The sequence below is a fragment of the Bradyrhizobium sp. 956_D2_N1_4 genome, from assembly GCF_052076025.1.
In the GTDB taxonomy this organism is placed as follows: domain Bacteria; phylum Pseudomonadota; class Alphaproteobacteria; order Rhizobiales; family Xanthobacteraceae; genus Bradyrhizobium; species Bradyrhizobium barranii.
In genome coordinates this window covers 1237614-1253806 of sequence record NZ_CP197237.1, presented here as the reverse complement: position 1 = coordinate 1253806, position 16193 = coordinate 1237614, and the positions used below count along the sequence as shown (strand labels likewise).

The 16193-nt window shown below is 64.7% G+C and carries 13 protein-coding genes; 9 read left to right on the top strand and 4 right to left on the bottom strand.

The annotated features are described in order from the left end of the window. The first annotated feature begins 81 nt into the window (after positions 1-81). From AB7535_RS05830 to AB7535_RS05805, 6 genes are all read left to right on the top strand, one after another. Entirely contained in the window at positions 82-1701 is a 1620-nt protein-coding gene (locus tag AB7535_RS05830) for a GMC family oxidoreductase (protein ID WP_085403879.1), read from the top strand. A 12-nt stretch (positions 1702-1713) separates the two neighbouring features. Continuing rightward, positions 1714-2595 carry an alpha/beta fold hydrolase gene (locus AB7535_RS05825; protein WP_085403880.1) on the top strand — a complete coding sequence of 294 codons (882 nt, stop codon included), beginning with the start codon at positions 1714-1716 and terminating at the stop codon, positions 2593-2595. A 262-nt stretch (positions 2596-2857) separates the two neighbouring features. Further along, a complete protein-coding gene (locus tag AB7535_RS05820) occupies positions 2858-3799 on the top strand; it encodes a metallophosphoesterase family protein (protein WP_085403881.1) in 942 nt (313 codons plus the stop codon). A gap of 39 nt (positions 3800-3838) precedes the next feature. Then, positions 3839-4162 (top strand): cupredoxin domain-containing protein, encoded by a 324-nt coding sequence (locus tag AB7535_RS05815; protein WP_028146964.1) that lies wholly within the window; start codon positions 3839-3841, stop codon positions 4160-4162. Between the two features lie 142 nt (positions 4163-4304). Beyond that, positions 4305-4853, top strand: a complete 549-nt coding sequence (locus AB7535_RS05810) for a sigma-70 family RNA polymerase sigma factor (RefSeq protein WP_028146963.1) — start codon at positions 4305-4307, stop codon at positions 4851-4853. Beyond that, positions 4850-5617, top strand: a complete 768-nt coding sequence (locus AB7535_RS05805) for an anti-sigma factor family protein (RefSeq protein WP_085403883.1) — start codon at positions 4850-4852, stop codon at positions 5615-5617. The genes AB7535_RS05810 and AB7535_RS05805 overlap by 4 nt, the downstream gene beginning before the upstream one ends. Positions 5618-5712: 95 nt before the next feature. On the opposite strand, the gene hpnO is transcribed toward AB7535_RS05805, so the two are convergent. Beyond that, positions 5713-7104, bottom strand: a complete 1392-nt coding sequence (hpnO, locus tag AB7535_RS05800) for an aminobacteriohopanetriol synthase HpnO (protein WP_028146959.1) — start codon at positions 7102-7104, stop codon at positions 5713-5715. Positions 7105-7245: 141 nt separating this feature from the next. On the opposite strand from hpnO, the gene AB7535_RS05795 reads away from it, so the two are divergent. Continuing rightward, positions 7246-7923: a DUF2147 domain-containing protein gene (locus AB7535_RS05795; protein WP_085403884.1), complete on the top strand. Its 678-nt coding sequence runs from the start codon at positions 7246-7248 to the stop codon at positions 7921-7923. Here AB7535_RS05795 and AB7535_RS05790 read toward each other — a convergent pair. Further along, entirely contained in the window at positions 7891-10479 is a 2589-nt protein-coding gene (locus AB7535_RS05790) for an MMPL family transporter (protein WP_085403885.1), read from the bottom strand. The two genes, AB7535_RS05795 and AB7535_RS05790, sit on opposite strands and share 33 nt — an antisense overlap. 462 nt (positions 10480-10941) lie before the next feature. Here AB7535_RS05790 and ispH point away from each other — a divergent pair, with 462 nt between their 5' ends. Beyond that, a complete protein-coding gene (gene ispH, locus AB7535_RS05785; RefSeq protein ID WP_063984631.1) occupies positions 10942-11868 on the top strand; it encodes a 4-hydroxy-3-methylbut-2-enyl diphosphate reductase in 927 nt (308 codons plus the stop codon). A 35-nt stretch (positions 11869-11903) separates the two neighbouring features. Further along, positions 11904-13064, top strand: a complete 1161-nt coding sequence (hpnH, locus tag AB7535_RS05780) for an adenosyl-hopene transferase HpnH (protein WP_063984632.1) — start codon at positions 11904-11906, stop codon at positions 13062-13064. 408 nt (positions 13065-13472) lie between these two features. On the opposite strand, the gene AB7535_RS05775 is transcribed toward hpnH, so the two are convergent. Then, positions 13473-14222, bottom strand: coding sequence for a phosphorylase (locus tag AB7535_RS05775; RefSeq protein ID WP_063984634.1), 750 nt, complete (start codon positions 14220-14222; stop codon positions 13473-13475). Next, the gene (gene shc / locus AB7535_RS05770) at positions 14219-16186 is read right to left on the bottom strand and encodes a squalene--hopene cyclase (RefSeq protein ID WP_085403886.1); all 1968 of its coding nucleotides are present in this window, start codon (positions 16184-16186) and stop codon (positions 14219-14221) included. Before shc ends, AB7535_RS05775 begins: the two co-directional genes overlap by 4 nt. Between the last annotated feature and the right edge of the window lie 7 nt (positions 16187-16193).

Genomic DNA, 16193 nt, shown 5'->3' with positions numbered 1-16193 from the left:
TCCACGTCTGACTATTAGGACGGAAAGCGCGTGGATGCCCGGGACGAGCCTGGGCATGACGCCTGTTTGGGTGGAAGCAGAATGCCGAGGCGGCTCGAAGGTGAGTTTGACTACATTGTCGTCGGGGCCGGCACGGCCGGCTGCATCATCGCCAACCGCCTCTCGGCCGTATCAGGGAATCGCGTCCTCATTCTCGAAGCCGGCGGCGACGACAACTGGATCTGGTTCCACATTCCGGTCGGCTATCTCTTCGCGATCGGCAATCCGCGTTCGGACTGGATGTTCAAGACCGAGGCCGAGCCCGGTCTCAATGGCCGCTCGCTGGCCTATCCCCGCGGCAAGGTGATCGGCGGCTCTTCGGCGATCAACGCCATGATCTCGATGCGCGGACAGGCCGCTGATTACGACCACTGGCGCCAGCTCGGCATGACCGGCTGGGGTTATGACGACGTGCTGCCGCTGTTCAAGAAACTCGAAGATCACTTCCTCGGCGCGAGCGAGCATCACGGCGCCGGCGGCGGCTGGCGCATCGAGGCGCCGCGGCTGTCATGGGCCGTTCTCGACGCCGTGGGCGACGCCGCCGAGGAGATGGGCATCAAGCGCATTCCGGATTTCAACACCGGCGACAACGAAGGCACCAGCTATTTCCACGTCAACCAGAAGCGCGGTCGGCGCTGGTCGTCCGCGCGCGGCTTCCTCAAGCCCGCACTGAACCGCCAAAATCTGCGGCTCGAGAAGAACGTGCTGGTCGATCGTCTCATCATCGAGCAGGGCCGCGCCGTCGGCGTACGCTTCATCCAGAATGGCGAGGTCATCGAGGCGCGCGCGAAGCGCGAGGTGATCCTCTCGGCAGGCTCCATCGGCTCAGTGCAGGTGCTGCATCGCTCCGGCATCGGTCCCGCCGACTGGCTGTCGCCGCTCGGCATCGACATCGTGATGGACAAGCCCGGCGTCGGCCGCAACCTTCAGGACCATCTCCAGCAGCGCGCGATCTACAAGGTCGAGGGTGTGCGCACGCTGAACGAGACCTACTACAATCTGTTCCGCCGTGGCCTGATGGGGCTCGACTACGCCTTCCGCCGCCGCGGACCGCTGACCATGGCGCCGTCGCAGCTCGGCATCTTCACCCGCTCCGACGCGACGCGCGCCCGCGCCAACATCCAGTTCCACGTGCAGCCGCTGTCGCTCGACAAGTTCGGCGATCCCCTGCACTGCTTCCCCGCGATCACCGTGAGCGCCTGCAATCTGCAGCCGACCTCGCGCGGCACGGTGCGGCTGCGCTCGGCGAGCTTGGACGAGAAGCCGATCATCGCGCCGAACTATCTGTCGACCGACGACGACCGCCAGGTCGGCGCCGACGCCATCCGGACCACGCGGCGACTGATGCGGCAGAAGGCGCTCGCGAAATATCGCCCGAGCGAATATCTGCCCGGTCCCACCGTCGGCGACGACGATGCCTCGCTCGCCAAGGCCGCCGGCGACATCGGCACCACCATCTTCCATCCCGTCGGCACCGCAAAGATGGGCGCGGCGAATGATCCGATGGCGGTGGTGGACGAGCGGCTGCGTTTCTACGGCCTGAGCGGCCTGCGCATTATCGACGCGTCGATCATGCCGACGATAACGTCAGGCAATACCAATACGCCGACAGCGATGATCGCCGAGAAGGGCGCGACGATGATTTTGGAGGACGCGAAGTAGCGTCCCGTCCCCATGATCAATCCACATCGCTTCTCCATTGGCCCCACTGACGCGCAGATCGCGATGCTGCAATGGGGCGAGAGCGGGAGGCCGCCCGCGCTGCTCGTGCACGGCACCGGTTTCGTCGCCGACGTCTGGGACGAGGTCGCGCGCGAGCTTGCATCGACCTGCACCGTTTACGCGCTCGACCGCCGCGGCCACGGCGCGAGCCACAAGCCCGATGCCTATCATTTCCTTGATTATGCCGAGGATGTCTGCCGGGTGATCGATGCGCTCGATCTGCGCGACGTCTACGGCATCGGCCACAGCGCCGGCGCGACCGATCTCCTGCTCGCGACGAAACTTCGGCCAGGACGCTTCACGCGCCTGTTCGTGATGGAGCCGACCGTGATGGACCCGCGCGCGGCGCGGCCCGGAGGCTTGAGCGAAGACTCGCTCACCCGCGTCCAGGGCACGCTGCGCCGGCGGGCCGAATTCGACAGTGCCGACACCGTGTTCGAGCGCTACCGCACAGCGCCGGCGTTTGCCGATTGGACCGAACCATCGCTGCGGGCCTATGTGCGCCACGGCTTCGTGCCGCTGGAGAATGGCCGGGTTCGGCTTTGCTGCACGCCCGAGATCGAATTCGCAATCCTGCGTCCGATCTACGAGGCGATGGAGCAGGTCTATGTCGGCGATGCCCGCGGCAATCCGTTTGTCTCGCTCACCGAGATCGACTGCCCGGTGCGCGTCACCACCGCCGCGAAGTCGGGGCCGATCTACAAGGAGATGGCGCGACGCGCCGTGTCGCTGATTCCGCGCGTCAGCACACTGGTCTTCGAGGGCGCCGGGCACTGCGTGGCGCAGGAAGTGCCGGAACGCGTGGTGGAGGCCGTGCGGGAATTCGCGAAATAAGTCTCGCGCCCCGGACGCGCTGCAGCGTGCAACGCTGCTGCGCAGAGCCCGGCCCAGACAATCCGAGCCGCGTGGGTCCCGGCTCTGCGGCGCACCGCCATAACGCGTCGAAGACGCGCGTGAACCCGCTCTTGGGCGCTGCACCGCGTCCGGGACACGAGACCCTACCACCTCACGAAAACGTCATCGCATCCGGGAATAAGTCTCCTCCGCCCCCAATCACCTCCCCGAAGCCCAATTCCGGGCGAAGTGGAGACGTGCGATGAGCGGACACGATCACGGGGACGGCGTCAGCCGCCGCAAGGTGCTGGAATGCATGACCTGGGCCGGCACCGGGGTGCTCTGGACCATCACGGGCGGCGTGCCGCGCTCGCTCGGCATCATCGATTCCGCGCAGGCCGCCACGGCAGCCGCGCCCGGCATGACCTTCCTCCAGATCAGCGACAGCCATGTCGGCTTCGACAAGCCGGCAAACCCCAACGCGCTCGGCACGCTGGAGGAGGCCATCAACAAGATCAACGCAATGCCGGCAAAACCCTCCTTCATGATCCACACCGGCGACATCACGCACCTGTCGAAGGCCGCCGAGTTCGACAATGCCGACCGCATCATCTCGCAGAGCAAGCTCGACGTGCACTACGTGCCTGGCGAGCATGACTTTCTCGACGAGGAGGTGAAATTCTATCGCGAGCGTTACGGCCGCGGCACCAAGGGTGCAGGCTGGTATTCGTTCGACGCCGGCGGCGTACACTTCATCGGCCTCGTCAACGTCGTCGACCTCAAGGGCGGCGGTCTCGGCAATCTCGGCGCCGAGCAACTCGCCTGGCTCGAGGACGATCTGCGCGGCAAGTCGAAATCGACACCGATCGTGCTGTTCGCGCATATCCCGCTCTGGACGGTCTATCCCGAATGGGGCTGGGGCACCGAGGACGGCGGTCGCGCGCTCGAATACGTCAAGGGCTTCGGCTCCGTCACCGTGCTGAACGGACATATCCATCAGGTGATGCAGAAGGTCGAGGGCAACGTCACTTTCCACACCGCGCGCTCGACTGCGTTCCCGCAGCCCGCGCCGGGGACCGCGCCCTCGCCCGGACCGATGAAGGTCGAGGACGCAAAGCTGCGCGGCATGCTCGGCGTCGCCAGCATCAACTTCAAGCAGAACGAGCAGCGGCTCGCGATCATCGACACGCCGCTGCAGGGTTGATCCAAGATTGAACGGAAAAAGGCTGAACGGAAGCTGACAATGAAAACACTCAATCGCCGCGACTTCGGTGTCGCCGTGGTCGCGGCCATCCTGTTGCCCGCAACGACGGCCCGTGCCGACGACATGGAAGTGCATATCGACAATTTCGTTTTCCAGCCGGCCGAGTTGAAGATCAAGCTCGGCACCACCGTGACCTGGACCAACCGGGACGACATCCCGCACACCGTGGTGTCGGCCGGCAAGTTCAGGTCCAAGGCCCTGGACACCGACGACAAGTTCTCGTTCACCTTCACCAATGCGGGCGACTACAAATATTTTTGTTCGTTGCACCCGCACATGACGGGGATGATCAAGGTTGAGTAACGTCTCAAACCAAGGCATCAACGTCTTGCCCGGCCGGTGGTCCCACGCCGGCCGGGCTCGTGTGCCTTCCGTCACACACGGAGACGAAACAAACAGGGACGAAACAACGCGACGCGCAGAACAAGAGGCAAAGCGAGGAGCGATGCCCGCCAACGACGATTTGCAGAAGGCGCAGCGCTTCCGTGAAGCCGCGCTGCCCTATCTCGACGACGTCTACACGCTCGCGCGCTATCTGCTGCGCGATGCCTCCGACGCCGAGGATGCGGTGCAGGAGTGCTATTTGCGCGCGCTGAAGCATTTTGACAGCTATCGCGGGCCGGCGATGAAGCCCTGGCTGTTCGCGATCCTGCGCAACGTCTGCAACGCAGAATACGCGCGGCGCGCGCACAGGCCCAGCGCGATCGAGGATACGCCCGGCGCCGCCGAGCAGACGCCGATCTGGCAGGAGAGCGAGGCGAGCCCCGAGACCGAGGTGCTGCGCAGCCGCGATGCCGGCGCCATCCGCAAGTTGATCGACGCGCTCGCCGAACCGTTCAAGGAAACATTCGTGCTGCGGGAGATCAACAACCTGTCCTATCGTGAAATCGCCGAGGCCGTCGGCGCCCCCGTCGGCACCGTGATGTCCCGCCTCGCCCGCGCCCGCGCCATGCTGCGCGCGGCCTGGACGGCGGAAGAGGAGCACTCGAGATGACCTGCGACGAAGCAAAAATCCTGCTTCACGCGCTGCTCGACAACGAGCTCGATGCCGGCCACGCGCGCGAGGTCGAAGCCCACATTGCCAGTTGCCCGGACTGCGCCGCGGAGTTTGCCGCACAACGCGAGATGCAGCGCGTGCTCGCCGACACCGATTTGCGCTATGCCGCGCCGGCTAGCCTGCGCGCCCGGATCGAAGCCGCGCTGCCGCAGCCGCAGCGCCGGCAACCGACCCGCCGCTCCGTGCTGCGCGGCTTTGCGATGGGCTCGGCCGTCTCCGCGCTCGCCGCCTCCGGCGTCGTCGCCGTGGTGCTGCGCCAGGACGACCAGCAGCGCATCCTGTCGGAGGTCGTCTCCGCGCATCTGCGCTCGCTTCAGGCCGGCCATCTCATCGACGTGGTCTCCACCGACCAGCACACCGTGAAGCCGTGGTTCAACGGCAAGCTCGACGTCGCCCCGCCCGTGATCGATCTCACCGCGCAAGGCTTCACGCTGGTCGGCGGCCGGCTCGACTATATCGACGCCCGCGCCATCGGCGCCGTCGTTTACAAGCGCCGGCAGCACGTGATCAATTTGTTCGTATCGCAGACATCGAACGCGGAATATCGCGCGCCGAAGACCGAGACCATGCAGGGCTTCAACTGCCGCCGCTGGGGCAATCGCGGCCTGAACTTCTGGGCCGTCAGCGATATCGGCGCCGACGAGCTCGCCGAATTCGTCGACAAGTTCGAGGCGGCGATGAAGGCGAATGTGGAGGGGTAGCTGGCGGAGCGAAGCAATCCAGCCCGCATCCGCAGAGGGATACTGGATTGCTTCGCTTCGCTCGCAATGACGACCGCTGAGATAGATCGGCGAATTTACGCCGACCGCCGCACCGCGTTGTCCACCAGCGTCTTGCCGAGCGACCAGATCGCGCCGGGGACCTTGTGGCTGCCGGCGATGACGTCGTCGAAGGCGCGCTCGATCCAGCCGCAATCTTCCTCGGTGATGGTGAGCGGCGGCAGCAGCTTGATGGTGTGGCTGCCGTGACCGGCGACTTGCGTGAGGATCTTGTGGTCCTTGAACAGCGGCACGGTGATGAGCTGGCAGAACAGGCCCTTGTTGGCAGCTTCCAGCACGTTCCAGGACGCCCGCAGCCGCAGCGACTTCGGCGGGCCGAACTCGACGCCGATCATCAGGCCCTTGCCGCGCACTTCCTTCATCAGCTCGTAGCCTGGCACCATGCGCGTCAGCGCGAGGCGCAGCTCGGCGCCGCGCTTGGCGGCGGACTCGATCAGCTTCTCGGACTCCATGACGTCGAGCGTCGCGATGCCCGCGGCCATCGCCAGATCGTTCTTGGAGAAGGTGGAGCCGTGCACCACGGCGCGGTCCATCTGGTTGAAGATCTTGTCGAAGATGCTCTTGCGCGTCAGCACGGCGCCGACCGGCACGTGGCCGCCGGACAGCGACTTCGACAGCAGCACCATGTCGGGCTCGACGTTCCAGTGCTCGACCGCCAGGAAGCGGCCGGTGCGGCCCATGCCGGTCTGGATCTCGTCGGCGACGAACAGCGTGCCGTATTTCTTGCAGAGCGCGGCAGCGCCCGGCAGGAACTCGTCGGTGGGCATGTTGACGCCCTTGCCCTGGATCGGCTCGACGACGAAGGCCGCAACCTCGCGCGAGGCCAGCGCCTTTTCGAGCGCGGCGAGGTCGTTGAACGGAATCGAGGTGCAGCCGGGCAGCAGCGGCTCGAAGCCGGTACGGAAGTTCGAATCACCCGTTAGCGACAGCGCGCCGTAGGTCAGGCCATGATAGCCGTGGGCGCAATAGACGATGCCGGGACGGCCGGTGGCGCCGCGGGCGAATTTGATCGCGGCTTCGACGCATTCGGCGCCGGAATTGGCGAAGAACGCCTTGTCGAGATAGGGGACGTATTTCAGCAGCCGCTCGGCGAGCACGCCGGCAAGCACCGAGACGTCGAACTGGACCAGATTGGGCAGGTCGGCATCGAGCACGCTCTTGAGCGCCTCGCGCATGACAGGGTGATTGCGCCCGATCGCGAACACGCCAAAGCCGGACAACAGGTCGAGATAGCGCGCCCCCTCGCGATCGTAGAGGTACTGCCCCTGCCCCTTCTGGAAGCCGACATCGTAGCCGATGGTCTTGAGAACCCGAACGAACTGCTCGTTCAGATACCGATTATGCAGGGTGCTGCGCTGGGCCTGACGGTCCGCGAATAGCTGAGACATGTCTGGATTTGGGCTGTGCATCCGCTACATACTTCGCTTGAGGGCCGGCTCGTCAACTGAAAAGGGACCGTTACCGAAAACGGTCTGTGCGGCCTTTTGCCCTTTTTCGGACCATCTTCGCAAGCACAGCTTTAAACCATGTTGCACTGCCAAGGAACTATCATGCGTTTAGCCCTTTACACCGGACTAATACTGGCTGGTGGTTACACCTGCCTGACACCCGCGCTCGCCGCCGATCCCACCGGCGACTGGCGGGTCGCCGACGCCGTCGCCAACATTCGTGTCGCCCAATGCAATGGCAGCATGTGGGGCGCGGTTTCCTGGGAAAAACAGCCCGGCGGCCGCGATGAATACAATCCGGATCCGTCGAAAAAGACCAGGCCGACGCTGGGCATGGCGACCCTGATCGACATGAAGAAGAAGCCCGGCGTCGATCAGTGGGAAGGGCAGGTCTACAACGCCAAGGACGGCCAGCTCTACAGCGCAACCATCACGACCGTCGGCACCGACCAGCTCGAAATCAAGGGCTGCGTGATGGGCTTCCTCTGCGGCGGCGAGACCTGGACCCGCGTCGCCCCGCCGATTCCTTTGAGCACCGCCAACGCCATGGCCAAGGGCGCACCGAAGCCCACCGGCGCGGCGCCGAAAGCCCAAGGCAACAACGGCGGCACCACAGGCGGCCCGACAACAGGCGGCACGACCGGCGCCAGCGCCACAGCGCCGGCCCCTGCCCCCGCAGCCCAGAAGACCGCTACCACCGCCAAGCCCGGTCAGAAGAACGCCGCCGACCCGGTCGGCGACATCTGCCTACTCCCTGAGATTGCGGGGTTTGCCCATTAGGGCCGGCTGGAACAGCAGCACTGCGGCAAGCGTCGTCACCAGCGAGAGTGCGAGTAGCTTGCCCATGCTGGACGTTCCGGGGTGGCTCGACAGCCACAGGCTACCGAACGCGGTCGCCGTCGTCAGCGCGCTGAAAAAGATCGCGCGTGTCAGGCTGGTCTGGAGCAGGTTTGTCCTGCCCGAGCGCCAGGCCACGACATAATAGATCTTGAAGGCGACGCCGACGCCGAGCAGCAGCGGGAACGCGACGATGTTGGCGAAGTTGAGCGGCAGCCCGATCAACACGCAGATTTCGAGCGTCACCGCGCCGGCGACCAGCAGCGGCACCAGCGTCATCAGCACGTCGACGAACCGCCGCAGCGTGATCCAAAGCAACAGGCCGATCACCAGCAGCGCGTAGATGCCGGCGTGGATGAACGCCTTCACCACGGTGTCACCGGATTTCAGGATCGAGACCGGCCCGCCGATCGCGGTCGGCTCGGCCGCGAGCACCGCCGCCGCAAATTTGCGCAGCGTGTCGTTGTCGTTGGGATCGCCCTTCGGCTGCGCCTCGACGCGGATGATCCCGTCCTTGCTCTTCCAGGCGCTGACGAGCTCGGGGGGCAGTGAGGCCAGGGTGACCGGCCCGGCCTGCATCGCGTTCCTGAGCTGGCCGAACGCGATCTTCAGCGGCGTGACGAACACGTCCTGCGCCGTGTTCCGCGTGGCCTCGTCGCCATTGGCGAGCTTTTCGAGCGCGTCCGCCAGCCGGCGCGAGGCGACGGCGCCCGGGCCCTTCGTGTCACCGGCGGTCCGGCGCAGATTGTCGACCGAGGATTTCAACGCCTCGACGTTTTCCTTGTCCGTTGGCGCAGCGTCGACCTGGTCAGGATTGAGCGCGGGGTTGAGCACCTTGGCGCCCTGCGCGAGCAGCTTCAGCTTTGGCGCCTGGTCGGTCGGCACGAAGCTGTCGAGCGACATCACGCGCAGCACCTCCGGCACCTTCTCCAGCTTCGCCTCGACCTGCCTCGCCTGCTCCTCGGACGTGGTCATCACGTTGATGGCATTGGCGCCGGTGTTCGGATCCTTGCGCAAATCGAGGAAGGTCGCGATCGACTCGGCCTTCGGGTTGCGCAGGTTCATCGGGTTGAAGTCGAACTTCAGGAAGTAGAGCAGCGGCAGGCCGGCGAGCGCCAGCAGCAACGTGCCGCCCACGACCAGCACACGGTGCTTCTCCAGAAAGTAATCGAGCGGCGCCAGGAAGGCATAACCGACGGGCTCCTGCTCACCGGGCGGGTTCAACAGCTTCAGCATTGCGGGCAGTACGGTGATGCTGGAGAGGAACGCCACCAGCATGCCGACGCCGGCGATCTGGCCGAGCTCGGAGATGCCCTTGTAATCGGTGGGCAGGAAACAGAGGAAGCCGGCGGCGGTCGCCATTGCCGCCAGCGACAGCGGCACCGCGGAGCGCTTGGCGGCAAGCACCAGCGCGCCGGAGAGATCGTTGTGCTTGTAGCGCTCCGAGCGGTAGCGGACGCTGTACTGGATACCAAAATCGACGCCCAGTCCCACGAACAGCACGGCGAACGCGATCGACAGCAAATTGAACGAGCCGACCATCATCAGGCCGGCAGCGGTCGTCAGCGCAAGGCCGACGAAGAGATTGACGAACACCGCGAAAATGATCTTCGACGAGTGCAGCGCCATCCACAGGATGAGCAGCACGACCAGCACAGTCCCGACGCCGTTGACGACGGCGCCCTCCTGGACGGTGGCGTATTCCTCGTTGGCGATCGGGACGGGACCGGTCAGTCGCACTCGTGCCTGGTACTTGTTCGCAAAATCCAGATCAACTGCCGCCTTGCGGATCGCGTCGGTGGCGCCCTTGCCGGGCTCCAGCGCGTTGTAGTCCAGGATCGGCTTGAACTCGATGAAGGCGCGCTTATCGGAATCCGTCAGCGGCTCGTCGCTGACGAGCTCACGCCAGGAGAAGCTCGCTTTGCCCTTGTTGAGCACGGTCTCGACGGTCTGCGCGATCTGATTGAAGGGCCGCGCGGTATTGTCGAGCTTGACCTGGCCGCGCTTGACGCCGGCAAGTCCCGTCTCCAGCGCGCCGGTCAGGCCGCGGATCGAGGGATCACCGGCCATGATCTCGACCAGGGGCGCTGCGGATTCGAACTGGCTGGTGATCTTGCCGACCTCTTCGGTCGGCAGGAACAGCAAGCCGTTCTTCTCAAAGAACTCGCCGGTGCCGAGCTGCTGCATCGACTGGAAGTCGGTCTTGTTGTCCTTCAGCTTGGCGAAGAGCGCATCCGCCGCCGCGGTCGCCATCTCCGGCGTCCTGGCCTCGACGACCGCGAGAATCGTCGCGTCGCGGTCGAAGGCACGGTCGAATTGCTGGTCGCGCTGGCGCCAGTCCAAATTCTGGGCAATCAGCGAATTGATGTCGGTGTTGATGGCGAAATGCTTAGACGTGTAATAGCCCGCCCCGACCGAAAGCAGGAGCCCGAGAACGACGACGAGGGAGGCAAACCGGGTGCAGGCCCTGACGATGGCAACGACTACGCTTTGCAGCATCTTTTCTTTCTGCGGTTAACAGCTTGCCGGAAACGCCCGCTGTTTATCGGAGTTCCCCGGCGAAACCTATTGCTGTTTTGAGTGGTTCTCGCCGCACGAAGGTTCGAGGTAAACGGCGACAGACCTAGGCAAAATCATGCGGGGCGGTCGGTATAGCCGGTGACTTGAGGCGGGAAAGTGGCGAAGCGGTGAGCACAAATGTCGCCATTTTGCTCAGAGCGCATGCCCTATTATAATACCGCGGATGCGCACGGTAACGGAACCAGGGTTTCATCCGGTCTTTCCTTTTTGCCGATTTTTTGACACAAAGTGCTGTGCCTCCATGCGCCGGGGCCCAGATAGGGTGGGCGGTTACCGCGTGCGCGAAACCAATGGTGCGGTTATTGCAACTCATTGGACAGTATCGAAGTGCCGCCGGGGACTTGAGAAGCGGATTGGTGCAAATTGCGTGATGGGCGTCCTATGGAAGTTTATCTAGCGCAGCCGCGCGGCTTTTGCGCGGGCGTGGTGCGTGCGATCGAGATCGTGGAACGGGCGCTGGAGAAGTACGGCCCGCCCGTCTACGTGCGCCACGAGATCGTGCACAACAAGTACGTGGTCGAGAGCCTGAAGAACAAGGGCGCGATCTTCGTCGAGGAACTGTCCGAGGTTCCGCCGAAAGCCGTGACCGTTTTCAGTGCCCATGGCGTCGCCCGCAGCGTCGAGGAAGAGGCTGCCGCGCGCGACCTTCCGGTGCTCAATGCCACCTGCCCCCTGGTCACGAAAGTTCACAATCAGGGGAAACGCTACATCTCCAGGGGCCGCACCCTGATCCTGATCGGCCATGCCGGCCACCCCGAGGTCGAGGGCACGATGGGCCAGGTTCCCGCCCCGGTGCTGCTTGTCCAAAGCGTTGAAGAGGTTAAGGCCTTGACGCTGCAGGCGGATACGCCAGTGGCCTACATCACCCAGACCACCCTGTCGGTCGACGACACCAAGGACATTATTGCGGCCCTCCAGGCCCGCTTTACAGATATTCAAGGCCCGGATATCCGGGATATCTGCTATGCGACACAGAACCGCCAATCTGCGGTAAGGGACTTGAGCAAGCTGGTCGACGTGATCTTGGTGGTGGGCGCTGCCAATAGCTCGAACTCGAACCGGCTCCGCGAAATCGGCACTGAGGCCGGCGTCGCGAGTTATTTGATTGCCGACGGCAGCGCGCTCAATCCGGAGTGGTTGAAAGATGCCAAGACCGTCGGCGTCACGGCCGGCGCTTCGGCGCCTGAGGTACTCGTGGATGACGTGATCGAAGCGATGCGGCGGATCGGACCAGTCAAGGTCTCGGTGCTGCCGGGCCGCGAGGAAAACATCGAATTCCGGCTTCCGGCCGAACTGGCTGCGAGCTGACCCACCCGAATTCCTAGCCCAGAAAGAAACTTGTAATGGCTATCCCCTTCTTCAAGGAAATGCGTATCGGCGGCTATTTGCTCAAGCAGAAACTGCTTGGCCGCAAGCGCTATCCGCTCGTGCTGATGCTGGAGCCGCTGTTCCGCTGCAACCTCGCCTGCGTCGGCTGCGGCAAGATCGATTATCCGGATGCGATCCTCAACCGCCGCATGACCGCCCAGGAGTGCTGGGACGCGGCCGACGAGTGCGGCGCGCCGATGGTCGCCATTCCCGGCGGCGAGCCGCTGATCCACAAGGAGATCGGCGAGATCGTGCGCGGCCTGGTCGAACGCAAGAAGTTCGTCTCGCTCTGCACCAACGCGCTGCTGCTCGAGAAGAAGCTCGACCTGTTCACGCCCTCCCCGTACCTGTTCTTCTCGGTGCATCTCGACGGCCTGAAGGACCATCACGACAAGGCTGTGTCGCAGAAGGGCGTGTTCGACCGCGCCGTCTCCGCGATCAAGGCGGCCAAGGCGCGCGGCTTCACCGTCAACGTCAACGCCACCATCTTCGACGGCCATCCGGCCGAGGAGATCGCGAAATTCCTCGACCTCACCGTCGAGCTCGGTGTCGGCGTCTCGATGTCGCCGGGCTATGCGTATGAGCGTGCGCCGGACCAGGAGCACTTCCTCAACCGCACCAAGACCAAGAAGCTGTTCCGCGACGTCTTCGCGATGGGCAAGGGCAAGAAGTGGAACTTCATGCATTCCGGCCTGTTCCTGGACTTCCTCGCCGGCAACCAGGAATACGAGTGCACGCCGTGGGGCATGCCCGCGCGCAACATCTTCGGCTGGCAGAAGCCCTGCTATCTGCTCGGTGAAGGCTATGCCAAGACCTTCAAGGAGCTGATGGACACCACCGATTGGGAAACCTACGGCACCGGCAAGTACGAGAAGTGCGCCGACTGTATGGCCCATTGCGGCTACGAGCCGACGGCTGCGACCGCTGCCATCAGCCACCCGCTGAAGGCGATGTGGGTGTCGCTGCGCGGCATCAGGACCACGGGCCCGATGGCGCCCGAGATCGACATGACCAAGCAGCGTCCGGCGCAGTACATCTTCTCGGCGGAAGTGCAGAAGCGCCTGTCGGAGATCCGCAAGGACGAGGCGGCCGCGGCGCAGGAGAAGGCGGCGCGGAAGGCGTCGACCGCCGCGTAAGCACGCAAGTCGGTACGAACAAAGAAGGCCCGGTCGCCACCGCGACCGGGCCTTTTCATCTTCGGCACGAACGCCCCGAGGCGACCGGAGGCAGATCCGCTGCCCCGTGAAGCCAAACGGCCCTGCGCGGCCACTCGTGCCATAAGGCAGATTGCCGACCTTCGTCAGGCTGATCGCGCTGAATCCAGCAAACCGACGATCGAGCCCAGCGTGTCCGGAACGAGCGTCGTGCGACGGCGATCTATCTGCGTCCAAGCGAGTCGGCGGCAATTGTCGAGGGCATGATGCGACGGACGCTGTGGGTCGTGGATCGAAACCGCATGGAAGCGACCGAGTGAGCAGGCACCAAAACGCAAAAGGCCCGGTCGCCAATGGCGACCGGGCCCTTTGCTTTATCGTATCAAGAGGTCAGGCCGCCTTGGAGACCAGGGCCTCGCTGTCGACGAGCTCGGTGCCGATCAAATAGTCGCGGCAGCCGCGCAAGCTACGCAGCGCGCGGTTGAAGTCGATGCCGGTCGAGACCAGCGCATGCAGCGTGGTCGGATTGCGCACGATGCCGCGCAGAACGGCGGCGAGATCGATCTGGCCGTTCGGCTTGATGGCGGCGCGGGCGAGCGCCGGCAGCGCGCGATGGGCGGGATCGCTGATGACGCGGACCGCGGCAAAGGGCAGCCCCGCCTCGGCGGCGTAGGCGGCCGCGATGTGGCTCTCCATGTCGACGGCGGAGGCGCCGGTTTCCGAATGCAGCGCCGCCTTGCAGGACCGCTTCGTAACCACCTCCTCGGCGCCGGCAAGGCTGCCGCGCACCACGCGGCGGCGGCCCGACGTCAGGCGGTCGATCAGGTCGTCGCCGAGCGACAGGCCCGCGGCCCAGCGGGTATCGCCGGAGAGCACCTCGGTCGCCAGCACGACGTCGCCGGAGCGCAGCGTCGGGTCGAGCCCGCCGGCCACGCCGAACGAGATCACGCCGCGAATCGTCTCGGGATCCACCACCGTCAGAAGCGCCCGCAACTGGGTCGGGCTGCTCGACGAGCAAATGACCGCCATTCCGGGCCCAGCCGCGATACGGGCCTCCTGAACCAGTCCAGTCACGATCAATATCGGCCGCGGGTCGATGGCATTACCCACGGTCAGATAGTCCCCCGTCCCCAAAGTCACATCCCGACCCCTACCACCCTGCTGTTGGTGTTCCGCAAGTTCCGATACCGCGCCAACGCCCACAGCGGGAAGAACTTCGGGTAACCGTGATAACGCAGATAGAATACACGAGGAAAGCCTGTGGCGGTGTACCGCTGCTCGTCCCACAGTCCTTTTTTGTTCTGTGTTGCAATCAGGTACTCCACCCCGCGGGCGACGGCCGGGTGATCAACCTCGCCAGCAGCCATCAGGGCAAGCAAGGCCCATGCCGTTTGCGAGGCGGTCGAGGGAGACGCCTCCCAGCCCTTGTAGTCGAGACGGTAGCTGACGGCGGCCTCGCCCCAGCCGCCGTCCTTGTTCTGGATCGAGGCCAGCCAGTCGGCGGCTTTCCGAATCATCGGGTCGTTATGGCGGACGCCGGCCATGTTGAGGGCACAGAGCACCGACCAGGTTCCGTAGATGAAGTTCATGCCCCAGCGGCCGTACCAGGACCCTTCCGGGTGCTGGGTCTTCCTGAGGTAGGCGACCCCGTCGGCGACATGCTTGCTGGTCTTCTCGGTCTCGCCGAGCTGGGCCAGCATGGAGATGCAGCGCGCGGTGACGTCCTCGGTCGGCGGATCGAGCAGCGCGCCATGGTCCGAGAACGGGATGTTGTTCAGATAGTATTCGAGGTTGTTGACGTCGAAGGCGGCCCAGCCGCCGTCGTCGCTCTGCATGCCCTCGATCCACTCCCGGCCGCGGTCGATTGCGGCGTCATAGCCGGTCGCACCGTGCTCGCGTCGCATGCGGTCCATCGACATCACCACCACCGCGGTGTCATCGAGATCGGGATAATAGGCATTGTTGTACTGGAAGGCCCAGCCGCCCGGGCGCACGTCGGGCCGCTTCACCGCCCAGTCGCCCTTCACCTCGAGCTCCTGCTTCGGGATCAGCCAGTCGAGGCCCTGCTTGGCCGCAGGCAGGGCTATGTCACCGCCGGCTTCGAGCAGCGCGTGGGCGGTCAGCGTCGTGTCCCACACCGGCGAGACGCAGGGCTGGCAATAGGCCTCGTCGCCGTTGAACACGAGCAGCTTGTCGATGCCGCGGCGCGTGACCGCTCGCGGCGGATAATTCTCGTCCTTGCCGAGCGCGTCATACATCATGACGATGTTGGCCATGGGCGGATAGATCGCGCCCATGCCGTCCTCGCCGTTGAGCCGCTCCTCGGTGAAGGCGAGCGCCGTATCGATCGCGCGCTGCCGCAGGCTCTTCGGAAACATCGGCTCGATCACGCGCAGAATGCCGTCGAGCGCGCGGAATAGCACGAACCAGGCCATGCTCTGGTGCGGCGCCTTCGCGGTCATGCCGATCGAGCGCGGATCCTGGAGAAACAGCTCGTCGATCCCGACGCCCTTCGGATTCTTCGCCAGCGGCTTCAGCGCGGCGAGAACCATCAGCGGCACCATGGTGGTGCGCGCCCAGTAGGAAATCTTGTTGAGGTGGAACGGCGACCAGAACGGCAACAGCACGATCTCGATCGGCAGCACCGGCACCGCGCGCCAGGTCACCACGCCGAACATCGCAAGCAGGAAGCGCGTGAAGACGTTGCTGTTGATCGCGCCGCCGCGGGCATGGATCGCCTCGCGCGCACGCACCATGTGCGGGGCGTCGACGGAATCACCGATCATCTTGAGCGCGAAGTAGGACTTCACGCTCGCGCTCATGTCGAACTCGCCGTCATGCACGAGCGGCCAGCCGCCATGGGCGCCCTGCACGCGGCGGAGATAATTGCCGAGCTTGGCCTCGAGCACGGCGTCCACGGGCTCTGCGAGATAATGGCGCAGCAGGATGTATTCGGCCGGAATGGTGCAGTCGGCCTCGAGCTCGAACACCCAATGGCCGTCGGATTGCTGGAAGCCGAGAACGCCTTGCGTCGCCGACGCAATGCTCGATTCCAGGACGCCCGATTCCAAGGCTTCGCGGCTGGTCGCGTTCACGGAATCCATGTCGCTC